We start from the raw sequence: 17,124 nt of genomic DNA on the forward strand, positions 1-17,124 counted from the left end.
TACCTTCCGCAGCAGAGGGCCGGGATCACCGGCCGCTCTGGGGAAAGTGAGCGGCGATGGGCGGCGGGCGCCGTGGCCGGCGGTGCCGGCCACGGAGCGGCCGCGCGCCTCCCGGCACCGCTTGACGAAGACCTGCGCCGAACCCGCTGGACCGGCTTCGGTAGGGCGTTCCGCCTTCCGCACCCCCCCACCCCTATCAGGAGGTCCCATGTTGCAATTGTCGAAATCCGTGGTGCGGAGGTTGGTGTCGGCCGGGGTCGCCGCGCTGGGACTGACCGCCGCGGCCGCGCTGGTGGCGCCCGTCCTTCCCGTCTCGGCGGCCACCACGACGCTCTACGCCTCCCCTTCCGGCACCGGCACCGACTGCACCGCCGCCCAGCCCTGCTCGCTGACCGGCGCGCAGAGCGCGGTGCGGTCGCGCGTCGGCGGGATGTCCGGTGACATCGTCGTGGAGCTGGCCGACGGGGTGTACCGGCAGTCCGCGCCGTTGCGGCTGACCGCGGCCGACTCCGGCGCCAACGGATACCAGGTGGTGTGGCGGGCGGCCGCTTCGGCGCACCCGGTGATCAGCGGCGCCAGGGCGGTCACCGGCTGGTCGATCGCCGACTCGGGCAAGAACATCTGGCGGGCCGGCGTCGGGACCGGGATCGACGCCCGGCAGCTCTACGTCAACGGCGCCCTCGCCACCCGCGCGCGCACCCAGGTCAACCGGGGCGACTTTACCGCCGGCAGCACGGGCATGAGGTTCAGTAACTCCGCCCTGAGCTACCTGAACAACCTCGCCAACCAGAACCGGGTCGAGATGGAGAGCATCGGCTCCTTCACCGACCGCTACGTGCCGGTGCAGAGCATCAGCGGCGGCATGATCACGATGCAGCAGCCCGCCTGGAACAACAACAACTTCGGCTACGACGTCTTCGCCAGCCCGCACCGGGCGGGGCCGCTGTACCTGGAGAACGCCTACGAGTTCCTCGACTCGGCGGGCGAGTGGTACATCAACCCCGGGACCGGCGTCCTGTACTACATCCCGGCCTCCGGGCAGAACATGAGCAACCTCAGCGTCGAGCTGCCGGTGCTGCAGTCCCTGGTCGACGTCGGGGGCACCTACGACGCGCCCGCTCACCACATCACCTTCAGCGGCATCACCTTCACCGGGACGAGCTGGCTCGGCCCGAGCAGCAACCAGGGATTCGTGGACCAGCAGACCGGCTCCTACATCGCCGGGAACTGGAACTGGCCGAGCTTCGGCTCCTGCAACGAGGGCTGCCAGCAGTTCGAGGCCGCCCGGCCGAACTGGTTCCAGATGCCCGCCGCCGTCCAGGTCTCCGCGGCCAACAACATCACCTTCACCGACTCCCAGTTCACCAACCTCGGCCAGACCGCCATCGGCATCGGCAACGACGCCAACGCCCACGCCAGCGGGGTAGGCCTGGGCGCGAGCAACATCACGGTCACCCGGTCGGAGATCGCCCGCAACTCGGCGGGCGGCATCGTGATCGGCGGCGTGCGCGCCGACGCGCACCACCCGAGCGACCAGCGCATGGTCAACCGGAACATCACCGTCAGCAACAACCGCATCCACGACCTCGGCCTGGACTACCGCGGCATCGTCTCGGTCCTGCCCACCTATGTCAGCACCGCCCTGATCTCGCACAACGAGGTCTACAACCTGCCCTACACCGGCATGTCGATCGGGTACGGCTGGGGCGCCAACGAGCCGGGCGGCAACACCTCCTACACCAACCGCGGTCTGTACAACTACCAGCCGCGGTACACCACGGCGACCACCGCCTCCAACAACCAGCTCGTCGGCAACTACGTGCACGACGTGATGCAGCAGATGACCGACGGCGGGTGTATCTACACGCTCTCGTGGAACCCGAGCGCGGTGATCAGCGACAACTACTGCCTGCGGACCAACGGCTTCTTCGGCGTGTACTTCGACGAGGGCTCCAAGTACTACACCGTCCGCAACAACGTGTTCTCCTCCATCGGCACCTGGGCGACCGCCAACTACTGGGGCGGGGAGAACATGGGCAACTTCACCGTCACCGGCAACTGGACGAGCAACAGCAGCACCAACATCACCAACGGCGACCGCGGCAACGTCGTCAACAACAACGTCACCGTCTCAGGCGGCAACTGGCCGTCGGGCGCCCAGTCCGTGATGGCGTCGGCCGGACCCCAGAGCGGCACCCCCTCTCCCTCGCCGTCACCGAGCCCGGGCACGGGGACCGCGATCAGGGGCACCGGGTCGGGCAGGTGCCTGGACGTGCCCAACTCCAGCCAGACCAACGGCACCCAGGTCGACATCTGGGACTGCAGCGGGCAGGCCAACCAGAAGTGGACCTCCACCAGCGCCGGTGAACTGCGCGTCTACGGCAGCAAGTGCCTGGACGTGAACGGCGCGGGGACCGCTGACGGCACCGCGGTCATCATCTGGGACTGCAACGGCCAGAACAACCAGAAGTGGACCTTCAACAGCAACGGCAGCGTCACCGCCGTCGGCTCCGGCAAGTGCCTGGACGTGTCCAACAACGGCACCGCCAACGGCAGCAAGATCCACATCTGGACCTGCCACGGCGGGACCAACCAGCAGTGGACCCGCAGCTGAGCCTCCACGGCTGAGACGCGGCGGCTGAGATCCGGCGACCCCGCCGAGGCGACCTGCCTCGGCGGGGCTTGCCGGTCCGTGTCGGAGCGCTCTCAACCGCTTGGACGTCGCTCGCCCGCGCCGTCCACCGCCGCGGACCGCGAGCACTGATCATAACAATTCAACATACGTCATACATCCGACGTCTCATCTGTAGCCCCAGAGGACAGGCGCCGGTCAGATCGGAAGCAGCGGAAGCAGGGCGTTGAGGCGGCCGGAGGCGAAGCCGGACAGGTCGAGCGAGCAGAAGGTGAAGCCGGCGTCGCGGACGGCGGCGTCGATGCGGGTGCGGAGCTCGGCCGCGCGGGGGATCTCCTCGCTCGGGACCTCGACGCGGGCCAGCGTGCCCTGGGCGTGGGCGCGGACGCGGCAGACGGGGAACCCCAGGTCGCGCAGGGCGGCCTCGGCGGTCTCGATCTTGCGCAGGATCTCCGGGGTAACCGGGTCGCCGTAGCTCACCCGCGAGGCCAGGCAGGGCGCGGCGGGTTTGTCCGCCGTGACCAGGCCCAGCTCGTGGCTGAGGGCGCGGACGTCGGCCTTGGTCAGCCCCGCGTCGACCAGCGGGGTGACGGCGCCGCGCTCGGCCGCCGCGCGTTGACCGGGCCGGTGGTCGCCGAGGTCGTCGAGGTTGGTGCCGAGCGCCATGCGGGCGCCCATCGCGGCCGCCAGCGGGGCGAGCGCGTCGAACAGCGCCGACTTACAGTGGTAACAGCGGTCGCGGCCGTTGGCCGCGTACTCGGGCCGCTCGGCCTCGTCGGTGCAGACCTCCAGGTGCGCCAGGCCGTGGCGCCGGGCGAACGCGCGGGCGGCCGACCGCTCGGCGGCGGCCAGGCTGGGGGAGACCGCGGTGACCGCGAGCGCCCGCGCGCCGAGCACGCGGGCGGCGGCGAAGGCGAGCAACGCGGAGTCCGCGCCGCCCGAGTAGGCGACGACCAGAGCGGTCTCGGCGCTCAGCCGGTCGTTCAGCCGGCGCAGGAGGTCATCCATCTGTGATCCAAACATCCGATCAATGTGACGTGAATAATGGTGCCATACGAGGTCGTCGGCGATCTGGACGATCCACTCGGGGTGTGAGGCTTTACCGCGACCCGATGAATCTGCCAGGCTCGCCATAATTCGTACCATCCCTGAACCAAGCGGAAGAAGGCAGTTCGTGAAGCTGTTGCGAGTGGGCCCGGCGGGCGGAGAACGTCCCTGCGTGCTCGCGCCCGACGGCCGCGTCCTGGACCTGTCGTCGATCACACCGGACATCGACGGCGGGTTCCTGGCCGGGGGCGGCGTCGAGCGGGTGCGCTCGGCCCTTTCCGAGGGCGGCCTGCCCGAGGCCGGGCCGTACGAGCGCGTGGGCGCCCCCGTGGCCAGGCCCGGGAAGGTCGTCTGCATCGGCCTGAACTACTCCGACCACGCCGAGGAGACCGGGGCGGCCGTCCCGGCGGAGCCGGTGGTGTTCATGAAGGCGTCCAACACGATCGTCGGCCCCGACGACGAGGTCCTGGTGCCGCGCGGCAGCGTCAAGACCGACTACGAGGTCGAGCTGGCCGTGATCATCGGCCGCACCGCCCGCTATCTGTCCTCGCCCGAGGAGGCGGCGGAGGTGATCGCCGGATACGCCGTCGCCAACGACGTCTCCGAGCGCGAGTTCCAGATCGAGCGCGGCGGCCAGTGGGACAAGGGCAAGTCGTGCGAGACGTTCAACCCGCTCGGCCCGTGGCTGGTCACGGCGGACGAGATCGGCGATCCGCAGGCGCTCGCCCTGCGGCTGTGGGTGAACGGCGAGCCGCGCCAGAACGGCGACACCAAGAACCAGATCTTCGGCGTGCACCACGTGGTCTGGTATCTCAGCCAGTTCATGGTGCTGGAGCCGGGCGACGTGATCAACACCGGCACCCCGGCGGGAGTGGCGATGGGCATGGGCCCGGAGGCGTACCTGCGCGAGGGCGACGTGGTGGAGCTGGAGATCGACGGCCTGGGCCGCCAGCGTCAGCGGATGGGGCAGGCGTGAGCGGCGGCCGAGCGCTTCCCGGGCGCACCGGCCCGCGCGCGTGCGAACCGGCGCGGGAGGGACGATGAGCGGGGGCGAGTTCGACGGGCTGGTGGCCGTGGTGACCGGCGGCGCCTCCGGCATCGGGCAGGCCGTCGCGGAGGAGCTGTCCGCGCGCGGCGCGCAGGTCGCGGTCCTGGACCTCAGGGACACCGAGTTCGTCTGCGACGTCACCGACGATGCCGCCGTCCGCCGGGCGGTCACGGCGGTCGCCGAGCGGTACGGCCGCATCGACGTGCTGGTGAACAACGCGGGCATCGGCGCGCAGGGCACGGTCGCCGACAACGACGACGCCGAGTGGCTGCGGGTGTTCGACCTCAACGTCGTGGGCATGGTTCGCGTCACGCGCGCGGCCCTGCCGTACCTGCGCCGGTCCCCGCACGCGGCGGTCGTCAACACCTGCTCGATCGCGGCCACGGCCGGACTGCCCCAGCGGGCGCTGTACTCGGCGTCCAAGGGCGCGGTGCTCGCGCTCACCCGCGCGATGGCGGCCGACCACATCCGCGAGGGCATCCGCGTCAACTGCGTCAACCCCGGCACCGTGGACACCCCCTGGATCGGCCGGCTGCTGGACGCCGCCCCCGACCCGCAGGCCGAACGGGCCGCGCTGGCCGCCCGGCAGCCGCACGGCCGCCTGGTCGGCGCGCAGGAGGTCGCCGCCGCCGTCGCCTACCTGGCGAGCCCCGCCTCCGGCTCCACCGTCGGCATCGAACTGGCCGTCGACGGCGGCATGGCCGGCCTGCGGCTACGGCCGACGGGTTCATGAGAGCCGGCCTCGGGGCGTACGGGCTCGGCACCGCACCGCTCGCCGGGCTGTTCGCCCCGGTGGAGGAGGCGCAGGCGGAGCGGACGCTGGCCGCGGCGTGGGAGTCGGGGATTCGCTACTTCGACACCGCGCCGCACTACGGGAGCGGGCTGGCCGAAGAGCGCCTCGGGCGTTTCCTGCGGGGACTGCCCGAAGGCGCCGGCGAGGCGGTCGTGTCCACGAAGGTCGGCCGGGTGCTGGTTCCCGGCGACGGCGAGGAGGACGGCTTCCCCGGCCGGACCGGGTACAGGCGGATGCGGGACTACAGCCGCGACGGCGTCCTGCGCTCGCTGGAGGACAGCCTGCGGCGCACCGGGCTCGACCGGTTCGACCTGGTGTTCATCCACGACCCGGACGACCACTGGGAGCAGGCCGCGGGCGAGGCGTATCCGGCGCTGGCCGAGCTGCGCGACCAGGGCGTGGTCGGCGCAATCGGGGCCGGAATGAACCAGGCCGAGATGCTGACCCGGTTCGTCCGGGAGACCGATGTCGACGCGGTCCTGGTGGCCGGCCGCTACACGCTGCTCGACCGGTCGGCGGCGGCGGAACTGCTGCCCGAGTGCGAGCGTCGCGGCGTCGCGGTCATCGCGGGCGGGGTCTTCAACAGCGGTGTGCTCGCCGGGGGCGCCACCTACGACTACGACGCCGCCCCACCCGAGGTCCTCGCACGGGCCGGCGAGCTGGAGCGGATCTGCGCGTCGTACGGGGTGCCGTTGCCGGCGGCGGCGCTGCGGTTCCCGCACCGGCATCCGGCCGTGACCACGGTGCTGATCGGCGCGCGCAGCCCGGAGGAGATCACGCAGGACGTGAAGCTGACCGAGACGGACCTGCCGGACGCGCTGTGGAAGGAGCTGGACCATGCGGGTTGACCTGGCCTACGGCACCGGCGGGCTCGCCGTGGACCTGCCGGACGAGCGCACCACGGTGATCACCCCGGTGGACAGGGCCGCCGCCGGTGACGAGACGGCGGAGCTGCGGCGCGCCCTGCGCGAACCGGTCGCCGGTCCGCCGTTGCGTGAACGGGTGAGCCGCGGGCAGACCGTCGCGATCTCGGCGTGCGACGGCACCCGGCCGCAGCCCCGCCATCTGATGATCCCGGCGATCCTGGCCGAGCTGGACGGCGTCGTCGACCTGGACGACGTGGTGATCCTGGTCGCCACCGGCACCCACCGGGGCAACACCGACACCGAGCTGCGGGCGATGTTCGGCGATCAGGTGGTGGACGCGGTGCGCATCGTCAACCACGACGCGCGCGACGCCTCGTCGCTGCGCTGGATGGGCCGCTTCGGCAAGGACGTGCCCGTCTGGCTCAACCGTGAGTGGGCCGACGCGGACGTGCGGATCACGACCGGCTTCGTGGAGCCGCACTTCTTCGCCGGCTTCTCCGGCGGTCCCAAGCTGGTCGCGCCCGGGCTCGCCGCGCTGGAGACGGTGCTGACGCTGCACGACGCGGCCCGCATCGGCGACCCGCGCGCCACCTGGGGGGTCATCGAGGGCAACCCCGTCCACGACGACGTCCGGGCGATAGCCGCCGGGACCGGGGTCACCTTCGCCCTGGACGTCGTGCTCAACCGCGAGCAGAAGATCGTGCGGGCGTTCGGCGGCGACCTGGCGCCGATGCACGCCGCCGCCACGGCCGCCGCCCGCGCCGCGGCGATGCGGCCGGTCGCCGAGCCCTTCGAGGTGGTGGTGACGACCAACGCGGGCTTCCCGCTCGACCAGAACCTCTACCAGGCGGTGAAGGGCATGAGCGCCGCCGCCCAGGTCGTCCGGCCCGGGGGGACGATCATCTGCGCCGCCGAGTGCCGGGACGGGTTCCCCGACCACGGCTCCTACCGGGAGGTGCTCACCTCGGCCGCCTCGCCGGAGGCGCTGTTCCAGGAGATCTCGCGCCGCACGGTGACCGTTCCCGACCAGTGGCAGGTGCAGATCCAGGCCCGCATCCAGCGCGCCGCCCGCGTGATCATGCACACCTCGCACCTGAGCGACGCCGATCTGGCCACGGCCCACCTGGAGCAGACCGACGACATCGCCGCCACCGTAGAATCCTTGCCGGGCCGGGTGTGCGTCCTGCCGGAGGGGCCGATGACCATCCCGTACCTGGCCGAGGAGGTGTAGTGCTCCGCCGTCCGTCGATCCGCCCGTCGATCTGCCCGCCGATCCGGTCGCCGCTGCCGGGGGCCCGCGCCGCCCGGCCGGGCGGCGTCCGCCGCACGGGCCTCGCATGAGCGAGTCGACGGACCTCGGGTACGCCCGGGTCGACATAGACAGGGAGGCCCGCCAGGGGCTGCCCGAGATCGTCTACGGTCCGGGAAAGCAGGTGGCCGAGATCGCCGGCATCGTCACCGCCCTGCTCGACCGCAACACCGGCCCGGTCCTGGTGACCCGCGTCGAGCCCGGCGCCGCCGCGGCCGTGCTCGCGCTGGTCCCCGGCGGCCGGTACGAGGAGGCCGCGCGCCTGCTCGTCTGGCGTGAGGCGCGGCCGATCGGCCACACGGTGGCGGTGGTCACGGCGGGGACGGCGGACGGCCCGGTGGCCGCCGAGGCCGCCGCCGTCGCCGCCGCGCTCGGCCTGCGCACCACGATGGTCAGGGACGTGGGGGTGGCGGGAATCCACCGGGTGCTCGCCGCCGCCGGCGACCTGCGCGCGGCCGATAGCGTGATCGTCATCGCCGGCATGGAGGGGGCGCTGGCCAGCGTCGTCGGCGGGCTCGTCGAGACGCCGGTGGTCGCGGTGCCCACCTCCACCGGCTACGGGGCCGCGCTGGAGGGCGTGACCGCCCTGCTCGCCATGCTCACCTCGTGCGCGGCCGGGATCACCGTGGTCAACATCGACTCCGGGTTCGGCGCCGCGCTGGCGGCCTACCGCCTCACCAGGCGGCCAAGGTGATCCTCTACCTGAATCCGTTCACCGGCCTGGCCGGCGACATGCTGCTCGGCGCGCTCCTGGACGCGGGCGCCTCGATCGACGCCGTGCGACGGGCCGTCGCCATGACCGGCCTGACCGGCTGGCGGCTGGAGGCCGAGCGGGTGCGCACCGGCGCGCTGGTCGCCCTGCGGGTCCGCATCGACGTCGACGACGACGCCACCGAGCGCCCCGCCTCTGCCCTGATCGAGATGGCCTCCCGCGCCGGACTGCCCGTCGCCGAGGCGGCGCTGGCCGCGATCGCCGAGGCGGAGGGCGCACTGCACGGAGTCCCGGCCGCGGAGGTCCACCTGCACGAGCTCGGCGGGCACGACTCGCTGATCGACATCGTCGGCTGCGCGGCGGCGCTGGGGGACCTCGGTGTGACCCGCGTCCACTGCGCGCCGCTGCCTCTGGGCGGCGGCACCGTGCGGACCCGCCACGGCACGCTCCCCGTCCCCGCTCCGGCCACCCTCGCCCTGCTCAAAGGGGCACTGGTGCGGGGCGGGGAGGCGGGGGAGGCGGTCACGCCGACCGGGGCGGCCCTGCTGCGGGCCGCCGGCGCCGTGTACGGCCCGGCGCCGGAGATGGAACTGCTCGCCACCGGATACGGCGCCGGAACCCGGGTGCTGCCGGACCGGCCCAACGTGACCGTGGCCATGGTCGGCCGGTCCCTCGCCGCGCCGGGCCGCCAGGTCGTCCTGTCGACCAACCTCGACGACGTCACCGGAGAGGTCCTCGGGCACGTGATCGCGCGCGCCATGGCCGCGGGCGCGGCCGATGCCTGGGCCACGCCCGCCGTCATGAAGAAGGGCCGTCCCGCGCACGTCCTGCACGTGCTCGCGCCGCTCGAGTCGGCCGAGCACCTGCAGGAGCTCGTTCTCGCCGAGACGGGGAGCCTCGGCCTGCGCCGCCACGTGGTCGAGAAGGTCGCGCTGCCCCGGCACTTCGAGACCGTGAAGCTGTACGGACACCAGGTGCGGATGAAACGCGGGCCGTGGGGCGTCAAACCCGAGCATGACGACCTGGTCGTCCTGGCCGAGGCCACCGGAAGGCCGCTGCGGGAGCTGGCGCGAGAGGCCCTCGACGCCCTGTGACCCGCGTGCGGGCACTTCCGGTGTCCTCTATCTAACAGGCGGAGCGAACCGAGGTCAGCGGTAGCCGGCCGCGGTGATGCTGGCGTGGACGGCGTTCTCGGTGGCGTCGGAGGGGTAGCCCGCGACCATGGCCCCCTCGTAGAAGGTGCCCGCGCTGAGGTTGGCGCCGCCGCCCGGCTTGCAGCAGTCACCGCCGCTGCCCAGGACGATGGCCCCCTGCTTCTTCATCGGGCTGTATCCGTTGGGCAGCGAGCCGTCCCACAGGGTGGTCAGGCCGCCGGACTGCGCGTTGCCGCCCTTGATGGCGAAGCGGGAGGTGCCGTTGTTCTTCAGCGTCGCGGTGACGAACTTGCTGTTGAACGCCCGCTGGTTGGGGTTCCAGGAACTGCTCCCCCCGGGGAACAGGCCCCACTCCAGGTCGGCCTGGACCCAGGGACCGGAACCTGAGCAGCCGCCGAACCAGCAGCTGGTGCCGAAGTAGATCGCGTCCATGGCCCCGGCGGCGTCGGCCTTGCGGGTGGTCTCGCTGTTGCCGTAGTCGAAGCAGCATCCGCTGTTGACGTGCGTGCCGCTGGTCACCATGTACATGCCCTCGGGGGCGGTGCCGGTCGGGACGCCGGTCAGGTGGCCGTCACGCCAGTAGCTGTTGCCGGGGTTGATGTACAGCGAGTACGCCTTGCTGTTGCCGACCGTCAGCGACTCGGTGGTCGCCCGGGCGGGGCTGCTGGACGTCGAGCCGGGAACCTGGCTCGATCCCTGGTACCACAGGTCGTTCCCCCGGCCCGACTGGTCGAACAGCACGGTGATGACGCACGTGGTGCCCGAGCAGAAGGAGTCCTGGGACGCGGCGTTGGCGACGCCGCCCGTGCTCAGCACGCCGATGTTGCGGGTGGTGTTGTCCGACGAGCGCCTGACCTGGTACAGGTTCCCGTTGTAGGCGCTGTACAGCGCCCGCGTCGTGCTGTGCGCGGCCACACACGGGGTGCCGCCCGAGGCGTAGATGTCACACGGCAGTCCGGTGCCCGGCGAGGGGGTGGTGGTGGGGGTGACCGTGGGAGTGGGCGTGGGGGTCGGCTGGGCCGAGGTGGTCCACCTCTGGTTGCTCTGGCCGTTGCAGGTCCACAGGATGACCGCGGTGCCGTTGGCGGTGCCCCCGCCGTTCACGTCCAGGCACAGTCCCGACTGGACGCCGGTGATCGACCCGTTGGAGTTCTGCCGCCACTTCTGGTTGTTCTGCCCGTTGCAGGACCAGATGACCACCTGCGTGCCGGTCGAGGTCTGGTTGTTGTAGGCGTCCAGGCATCGCGTGCCGTTGAAGGTCCGCAGCTCCCCGGCCGAGGTGAACTCGAACGCCTGGTTGGCCTGACCGTTGCAGTCGTAGATCTGCATCGCCGACCCCTGCGTGTCGACGTTGCCCCGCACATCCAGGCAACGCCCCGACGCCGCGCTGACCAGCGGCGCCGTCGCCGCCGACGCCGGCACCGACCACAGCAGCGTGGCCGCCAGCAACGTCATGAGACAGGCGGCCATGGCCAGCGGCGACCATGTCCGGCGACGGCCGGACGGGGGAACGGGTGATGAGCGCATTGTTCAACTCCTTGGGGGGTGGAGGCACGGCGGTGACAGGGCTCGTGCACGCCGTGGCCGCCTCGGGGCCGGCGATCGCCGTGTCCCGGGCGGAAGGGTCACCGTGCGCGCGGCCGGAGGGGGCGCGGCACACCCGTGACCGGCGAATCGATTCGCGATTCAGGTCTTCTTCCGTCCGGCCGGAGCGGGCGGACGGCATTGTTAGCGCTAACACATCGGGACGGGCCAGCGCTCCCTTCCGTCGGCTGAGCCGGAGGTGCCTATGCGCACCGAAGCACATAGGACGGGCCGCGTTCTGTCAAGATCCAGCCAGGGTCGTTTAGTCGCATTTGTCGGCAATAGGCGGAGTTATCTGCCCATTTCTCGGTCCGCGGATGTGTTTGTTGGTGAGCGGCGGTGAAACGTTCATCGGTGACGGCGGGCGCTCGGTGCCGAACCCGCCGGGTGGACGCGGCCGACGCACCCGCCGCCGCCGCAAAACGGCTCGTCGTGCCTTGGTGTTTTTCGCGCAGGTTTCCGCGCTCGCTCGCGGCGGACGGGGCACCGAAACACCCCATTCATGTCTCCGACACCCGCCATTGACATCGCGCCGCAGCGAAACCTAAGCTGCGTGCGAATCGGTTCGATGGATCGGTTGTCCCCCCAGCACGAGCCGTCCGCCGGGCCGAGCTGCTCACATTCGCGCCCGCCGCCCGGAGCCTTTCGTGAGGAGTGCGAGATGAACATCGGCGTGTCGTCAGGCAAGTCATCCGCGGACACCACCCCCGGCAGGCGGCGCAGACGCCGGTACGGCCTGGCCGCCCTGCTCTCCTTCGGCGCGCTCGTGGCCGCCTCCGTCCTGCCGACGGCGCCGGCCCAGGCCGCCGACCAGTCCATCACCGTCAACTTCTCCACCGCCGGCGGCGCACCGACCTACCGGGCCTCCGGCTGGATCTACGGCATGACCGAGAACGGCGCCGCGCCTGCGGACAACTTCTTCACCGACGTGAAGTTCCGGTACATGCGCGCCGGCGGGGCGCAGCTGGACAGCCCGGGCGGCTGGGTGTCGGGCAAGTACGACCGCCGGTGGAACGCCACCCGCGCCCAGTTGCTGCGCACCCGGTCGCTCGGCGGGCAGTTCGTCCTGCTGGTCCACGACCTGTGGGGCGCCGACGGCTACCCGATCTCCCGCTTCCCCGGCGACAACGGCAACTGGACCGACTTCGACAACTTCCTCACCCGCCTGATCAGCGACGTGCAGGCGACCGGCGCCCCGGTCCAGTGGGACCTGTGGAACGAGCCCAACATCACGATCTTCTGGAACCGTCCCCAGTCGCAGTACTTCGAGATGTGGCGGCGCGCCTACCAGCGCGTCCGCGCCGCGTTCCCCTCCCAGCCGATCGTGGGCCCGAGCCTGGCCGGCGTCCCGTCCACCGGCGGCTGGTGGACCCAGTACCTCGACTACGTCAAGGCCAACAACGTGGTCCCCGACATCGTCAGCTGGCACTCGCTGCCCGGCGACCCGGTGGCGAACGTGGCGACGGCGAACACCACCCTGGACTCCCGCGGCATCGCCCACTCGCGCCCTTACCAGATCAACGAGTACGGGGCGTCCAACGAGCAGAACCCGGCCGACGGCGCGTGGTACATCGCCCGCCTGGAGAGGGCCGGCGCCGACGGCCTGCGCGCCAACTGGGCCAGCGGCGGCAACCTGCACAACGACCTGGGCAACCTGCTGATCCACAACTCCTCGGGGCAGTACCAGACCAAGGGCGAATGGTGGGTCTACCGCTTCTACGGCTCCCAGACCGGCCAGATCGCCTCGGTCACCCCGAGCGCCAACTACGACGCCTTCGCCACCAAGGCGAGCGGCAACGCCAAGGTGCTGGTCGGCGGCGGCACCACCACCGGGAACGTCGCGGTCAACCTGCAGGGCCTGAACACCACCAGCGGCATCGTGGAGAACAACCAGGTACGCGTCCTCGTCGAGCGCATCCCCTACAACGGCGGCGGCGCGGTGAGCGGTCCGGTCACCGTCCAGAACTCCGTGGCGACCCTGTCCGGCAACGCCACGACGGTCAACCTGCCGCACACGAGCGTCGACGACACCTTCACCATCACGCTCCTGCCTCCCTCCTCAGGCCCCGGCCCGAGCCCCACACCCAGTCCCAGCCCCAGCACCGGGGCGTCATCGGTGCTGCGCAACGTCAACGCCGGCCGGTGCCTGGACGTCCCGAACTCGTCCACCACCAACGGCACCCAGCTCAATCTGTGGGACTGCGGCACCGGCGCCAACCAGCAATGGACCCTGACCTCCGGAAAGCAGCTGCAGGTGTACGGCAACAAGTGCCTGGACGCCAACGGGCAGGGCACAAGCAACGGCACCCAGGTGATCATCTGGGACTGCAACGGACAGACCAACCAGCAGTGGAACGTCAACTCCGACGGCACCATCACCGGTGTGCAGTCCGGCCTGTGCGTGGAGGCGAGCAACTTCGGCACGGCGAACGGCACGAAGGTCCAACTGTGGTCCTGCACCGGCACGACCAGTCAGAAGTGGACCCGGAGCTGACCCGGCCGGCGCCGGCCCGCCGGGCATGACGGACTCATGACGCGGGAACGGCACCACGCCCGTGAGTGCGACGGCCCGGCGGCGGGATCTCCCGCCGCCGGGCCGGCACGCGTCCGAGCCGGAGCGGAGCCGATGCCGCCGGGCGGACGTGCGTCACGTCATGAGGTCGAATGATCTCCGCCGGTAGGTATTTCACACCTATTTTCGATGCTCGTCGAATCGATTCGTCATCGACCGAAACCTTCTGACCCCGCACCTCCAGGGAGCACGTCCGCACGCCGCCGTGCCGGAAGCGTTCTTCGCGGGCTCGATTCGACCTACGATGTGCGTGTCGGGTCGGTTGGGGTGAGGAGCGCCGTGAACATCGGGGAGATCGCCAGGCGGTCGGGGGTGTCGCGTAGCACCGTCTCCTACGCCTTGAGCGGCAAGCGTCCGGTGTCGCAGGACACGCGGCGGCGCATCCAGGCGGTCATCGACGAGCTGGGCTACCGGCCCAACGCCGTGGCCAAGGCGCTCAAGGAAGGCAAGACCCGCACTCTCGGGCTGGTCATCCCTCCGGCCAGCAGGCGGCTGACCGACATGCAGCTCGGCTTCGTGGCCAGCGTCGTCGACGCCGCGGCGCGCGCCGACCTGGACGTGCTGCTGTCGCCGTCGGGGGGCGAGCACGACCGTTCCTTCGAGCGGGTGGTCGGCGGCAGGCGGGTGGACGGCGTCATCCTCATGGAGATACGGCTGGAGGACGACCGGGTCACCCGTCTGCAGCAGAGCGGGCTGCCGTTCGTCGGCATCGGCCGCACCGGCCACCCCGAAGAGATGTCCTGGGTCGACATCGACTACGAGACGCTGATCGCCAGGTGCGTGCACCACCTCGCCGACCTGGGGCACCGCCGCATCGCCCTGGTCAACCGGTCCGCGGAGCTGGTGGCGGCCGGGTACGGCCCCGGCCACCGCGCGCAGGCCGGCTTCACGCGCGCGGTGGCCGAACGCGGCCTGCACGGCGTGCAGAGATGCTGTGCCGACGAGGCCCAGTCGGGGGTCACCTGCGTCGAGCGGCTCCTTGACGACCACCCCGATCTGACCGCCGTCGCCACGATCAACGAGGCCGCCATGCCGGGCATGTACCGCGCCCTGGCCCAGGCGGGCCTGGCGGTGCCGCGCGACTTCTCCATCATCGGCGTCGCGGCCCGCGACTGGGCGGAGAACCTGCACCCGCCGCTCACCGCCGCCGACGTGCCCGCCGACGAGCTCGGCGCCCGCGCCGTCGAGATGCTCATCCAGCGCATCGCCGATCCCGCCATCCCGCACCGCCACGTCCTGGTCGCCCCTCCCGTCTCCCTGCGCGGGACCACCGGCCCCGCCGGTCGGCGGCCGGAGGCGGGAGATCCGGGAGCGCGCTGACCGGTGACCCGGCCGCGGGAGGCGGCCGGTGTTCGGGCCGGGGCCGGTTATGAGGGACGGGACCGGTGTTCGGGACGGGGTCGGTTATGGGGGACGGGACCGGTGTTCGGGACGGGGTCGGGGGAGAGGCGGGGCCGGGAGATGCGTCGGGCCGGCCGGTGGGGCGGCTACTGGAACGAGGCGTCGTCGATCGAGAAGCCGTCGGTGCCCGCCGCCGTCTCGACGTAGAAGCTCGCGCCGGTCAGCGTCCCGCTCCACGACACGGTCGCCGTGCCGGAGCTGGGTCCAGCCGCTGGAGGTGACCGCCGCCGCGGGGGTGAGCTGGATGTAGCTGGTCGTGCCGCCGGCGGTCACCGCCAGGGTCGCCTTCGCGCTGGGCGTGCCGCTCTGCGCGCGCACCCAGACGCTCGTGGTGTAGCTCTTGCCGTTGGTGAGCTTGGAGGTCACGTCCTGGGTCGTGCCGTTCCACGACGCCGTGCGACCCGTGATCGCCAACGAGCGTGCGCCGCCGTGCGGCGTGGTGGTGCTGGAGGAGAGGGTTCCGCCGGAGGCGCCCCAGCCCGTGGTGCCGCCTTCCATGTCGCCGTTGGTCAGCAGGTTGCCGCCGCCGCTCGTCCCGCCGGCGAACTGCCAGTAGTTGACGTTGAACAGGGTGCCGGAACCGCCGGTGAAACGCAGGTACAGGTCATGGGTGCCGGTGGCGCCGCTGACGGGGCACGAGACGGTCGTCCAGGTCTGCCAGCCGCCGGTGCCGTTGACGGTGCAGGTGCCGACCAGGGAGCCGTTGACGCCGTCCAGGCGCAGTTCGATCTTGCCGCCGCTGTTCGCCGAGGCCACTCTGGCGTTGAAGGACGTCGCGCCGGAACCGAACGCGACCCCCTTGACCTTGATGTGGTCGCCGTTCTCGATCCAGCCGACGTTCATGCCGCCTTCGCTCGCGGGTTCGGTCTCCACGCCGGACTCCCAGGCGATGGTCTCCGCTTCCTGGCGGGTGTAGGGGTTGAGCGTGCCCACCTGGGGCGCCCCGGTGGAGGTCATGTTGATCGTCGGGATGCTGCCGTCGGAGTTGTAGGTGAACCTCTCGACCGCGACCGAACGGGTGTAACCGCCGCCGCCGGGCAGGGCGCCGTTGTGGTAGAAGAAGTAGGAGTTGCCGTTGAAGTCGATGACCCCCGGGTGGTTGGTGAACGAGGCGCCCTGGGTCGGCATGACGGTGCCGCGGTAGGTCCACGGCCCGGTGGGGCTGGAGGCGGTCGAGTAGCCGATGAACTCCGAGCAGCACTTGGCGGCGAAGACGTTGTAGTAGGTGCCGCCGCGCTTGTAGACCCAGGGGCCTTCCTCATACAGGGTGGGACGGCTGGTGTTGCCCGTGCGGGTGCCGAACCCGGAGGTCGTGAGCGGGATCTGGGTGGGGGAGCCGCTGTAGGAGATCATGTCGGTGTTGAGCCGGACGTACCACAGGTTGGGGTTGCCCCAGTAGAGGTAGGCCTGGCCGTTGTCGTCGATGAACACCGTCGGGTCGATCTCCCCGTTGCGCACGAGGGCGTGCCCGATGGCGTCGGTGAAGGGGCCGGTGGGGCTGGTGGAGACGCCGACGCCGATGGCCATCTGGCCGCTCGCGCGATCCTTGACCGGGACGTACCAGTAGAACTTGCCGTTGCGGTAGACGGTCTGGCCGGCCCAGGCGTCCGAGGCCGCCCAGGAGAAGGTGGACAGGCTCATCGGCGAGCCGTGGTCGGTCCAGTTGACCATGTCGGCCGAGGACCAGACCCGCCAGTCCTTCATGGTGAAGTAGGTGGAGTTGTCCTCGTCGTGTCCCGTGTAGAGATAGACCCGGCCGTTGTAGACCAGCGGAGCGGGGTCGGCGGTGTAGATCGTCTGCACGATCGGGTTGTCGGCCCTGGCGGGCAGGCCGGGCAGGAGTGTCACGGCGCACAGCAGGCCGATGACCAGCAGCAGGCCCCGTCCGAGCCGGTGCCCGGCTCGGAGCTGGAAGGCGGTTCTCAACGTCGACTCCAGAATTGTTAGCGCTAACAACTGAGGTGATGAACCCGTGCCGGGATGGCGGGCCGGTGGAAGGGGGTGAC

General features: G+C 71.2%; 12 protein-coding genes. 9 read left to right on the plus strand and 3 right to left on the minus strand.

Going from position 1 to position 17,124, the window contains the following annotated elements; all coding sequences use genetic code 11:
• Nucleotides 1–208 precede the first annotated feature (208 nt).
• The gene (locus ACFQSB_RS24490) at nucleotides 209–2,614 is read left to right on the plus strand and encodes a ricin-type beta-trefoil lectin domain protein (protein WP_380829325.1); all 2,406 of its coding nucleotides are present in this window, start codon (nucleotides 209–211) and stop codon (nucleotides 2,612–2,614) included.
• A 216-nt stretch (nucleotides 2,615–2,830) separates the two neighbouring features.
• On the opposite strand, the gene larE is transcribed toward ACFQSB_RS24490, so the two are convergent.
• Nucleotides 2,831–3,640 carry an ATP-dependent sacrificial sulfur transferase LarE gene (gene larE / locus ACFQSB_RS24495; RefSeq protein WP_380829326.1) on the minus strand — a complete coding sequence of 270 codons (810 nt, stop codon included), beginning with the start codon at nucleotides 3,638–3,640 and terminating at the stop codon, nucleotides 2,831–2,833.
• A gap of 166 nt (nucleotides 3,641–3,806) precedes the next feature.
• On the opposite strand from larE, the gene ACFQSB_RS24500 reads away from it, so the two are divergent.
• The 6 genes from ACFQSB_RS24500 to larC all read left to right on the plus strand — a co-directional run bounded on the left by ACFQSB_RS24500 (nucleotide 3,807) and on the right by larC (nucleotide 9,501).
• On the plus strand, nucleotides 3,807–4,655 hold the full coding sequence (locus tag ACFQSB_RS24500; protein ID WP_380829327.1) for a fumarylacetoacetate hydrolase family protein: 849 nt from the start codon (nucleotides 3,807–3,809) through the stop codon (nucleotides 4,653–4,655).
• A gap of 64 nt (nucleotides 4,656–4,719) precedes the next feature.
• On the plus strand, nucleotides 4,720–5,460 hold the full coding sequence (locus ACFQSB_RS24505; protein WP_354926776.1) for an SDR family NAD(P)-dependent oxidoreductase: 741 nt from the start codon (nucleotides 4,720–4,722) through the stop codon (nucleotides 5,458–5,460).
• On the plus strand, nucleotides 5,457–6,368 hold the full coding sequence (locus ACFQSB_RS24510) for an aldo/keto reductase (protein WP_380829328.1): 912 nt from the start codon (nucleotides 5,457–5,459) through the stop codon (nucleotides 6,366–6,368). The genes ACFQSB_RS24505 and ACFQSB_RS24510 overlap by 4 nt, the downstream gene beginning before the upstream one ends.
• Nucleotides 6,358–7,617 carry a nickel-dependent lactate racemase gene (gene larA, locus ACFQSB_RS24515; protein ID WP_380829329.1) on the plus strand — a complete coding sequence of 420 codons (1,260 nt, stop codon included), beginning with the start codon at nucleotides 6,358–6,360 and terminating at the stop codon, nucleotides 7,615–7,617. Before ACFQSB_RS24510 ends, larA begins: the two co-directional genes overlap by 11 nt.
• A 106-nt stretch (nucleotides 7,618–7,723) precedes the next feature.
• On the plus strand, nucleotides 7,724–8,389 hold the full coding sequence (larB, locus tag ACFQSB_RS24520) for a nickel pincer cofactor biosynthesis protein LarB (RefSeq protein WP_380829330.1): 666 nt from the start codon (nucleotides 7,724–7,726) through the stop codon (nucleotides 8,387–8,389).
• A complete protein-coding gene (gene larC / locus ACFQSB_RS24525) occupies nucleotides 8,386–9,501 on the plus strand; it encodes a nickel pincer cofactor biosynthesis protein LarC (RefSeq protein ID WP_380829331.1) in 1,116 nt (371 codons plus the stop codon). Before larB ends, larC begins: the two co-directional genes overlap by 4 nt.
• Before the next feature lie 54 nt (nucleotides 9,502–9,555).
• On the opposite strand, the gene ACFQSB_RS24530 is transcribed toward larC, so the two are convergent.
• Complete coding sequence (locus tag ACFQSB_RS24530; protein ID WP_380829332.1) at nucleotides 9,556–11,088, minus strand: lectin; 1,533 nt, start codon at nucleotides 11,086–11,088, stop codon at nucleotides 9,556–9,558.
• A gap of 718 nt (nucleotides 11,089–11,806) precedes the next feature.
• On the opposite strand from ACFQSB_RS24530, the gene ACFQSB_RS24535 reads away from it, so the two are divergent.
• Together ACFQSB_RS24535 and ACFQSB_RS24540 are read left to right on the plus strand one after the other, a co-directional pair.
• Nucleotides 11,807–13,639, plus strand: a complete 1,833-nt coding sequence (locus ACFQSB_RS24535) for an RICIN domain-containing protein (protein ID WP_380829333.1) — start codon at nucleotides 11,807–11,809, stop codon at nucleotides 13,637–13,639.
• 357 nt (nucleotides 13,640–13,996) lie between these two features.
• Nucleotides 13,997–15,037, plus strand: coding sequence for a LacI family DNA-binding transcriptional regulator (locus tag ACFQSB_RS24540; protein ID WP_380829334.1), 1,041 nt, complete (start codon nucleotides 13,997–13,999; stop codon nucleotides 15,035–15,037).
• Nucleotides 15,038–15,121: 84 nt separating this feature from the next.
• Here the strand turns inward: ACFQSB_RS24540 and ACFQSB_RS24545 are convergent, their stop codons facing one another.
• Nucleotides 15,122–17,044 (minus strand): family 43 glycosylhydrolase, encoded by a 1,923-nt coding sequence (locus ACFQSB_RS24545; RefSeq protein ID WP_380829335.1) that lies wholly within the window; start codon nucleotides 17,042–17,044, stop codon nucleotides 15,122–15,124.
• Nucleotides 17,045–17,124: the final 80 nt, after the last annotated feature.

This window comes from Sphaerisporangium rhizosphaerae (assembly GCF_042665155.1).
Lineage (GTDB): Bacteria > Actinomycetota > Actinomycetes > Streptosporangiales > Streptosporangiaceae > Sphaerisporangium > Sphaerisporangium rhizosphaerae.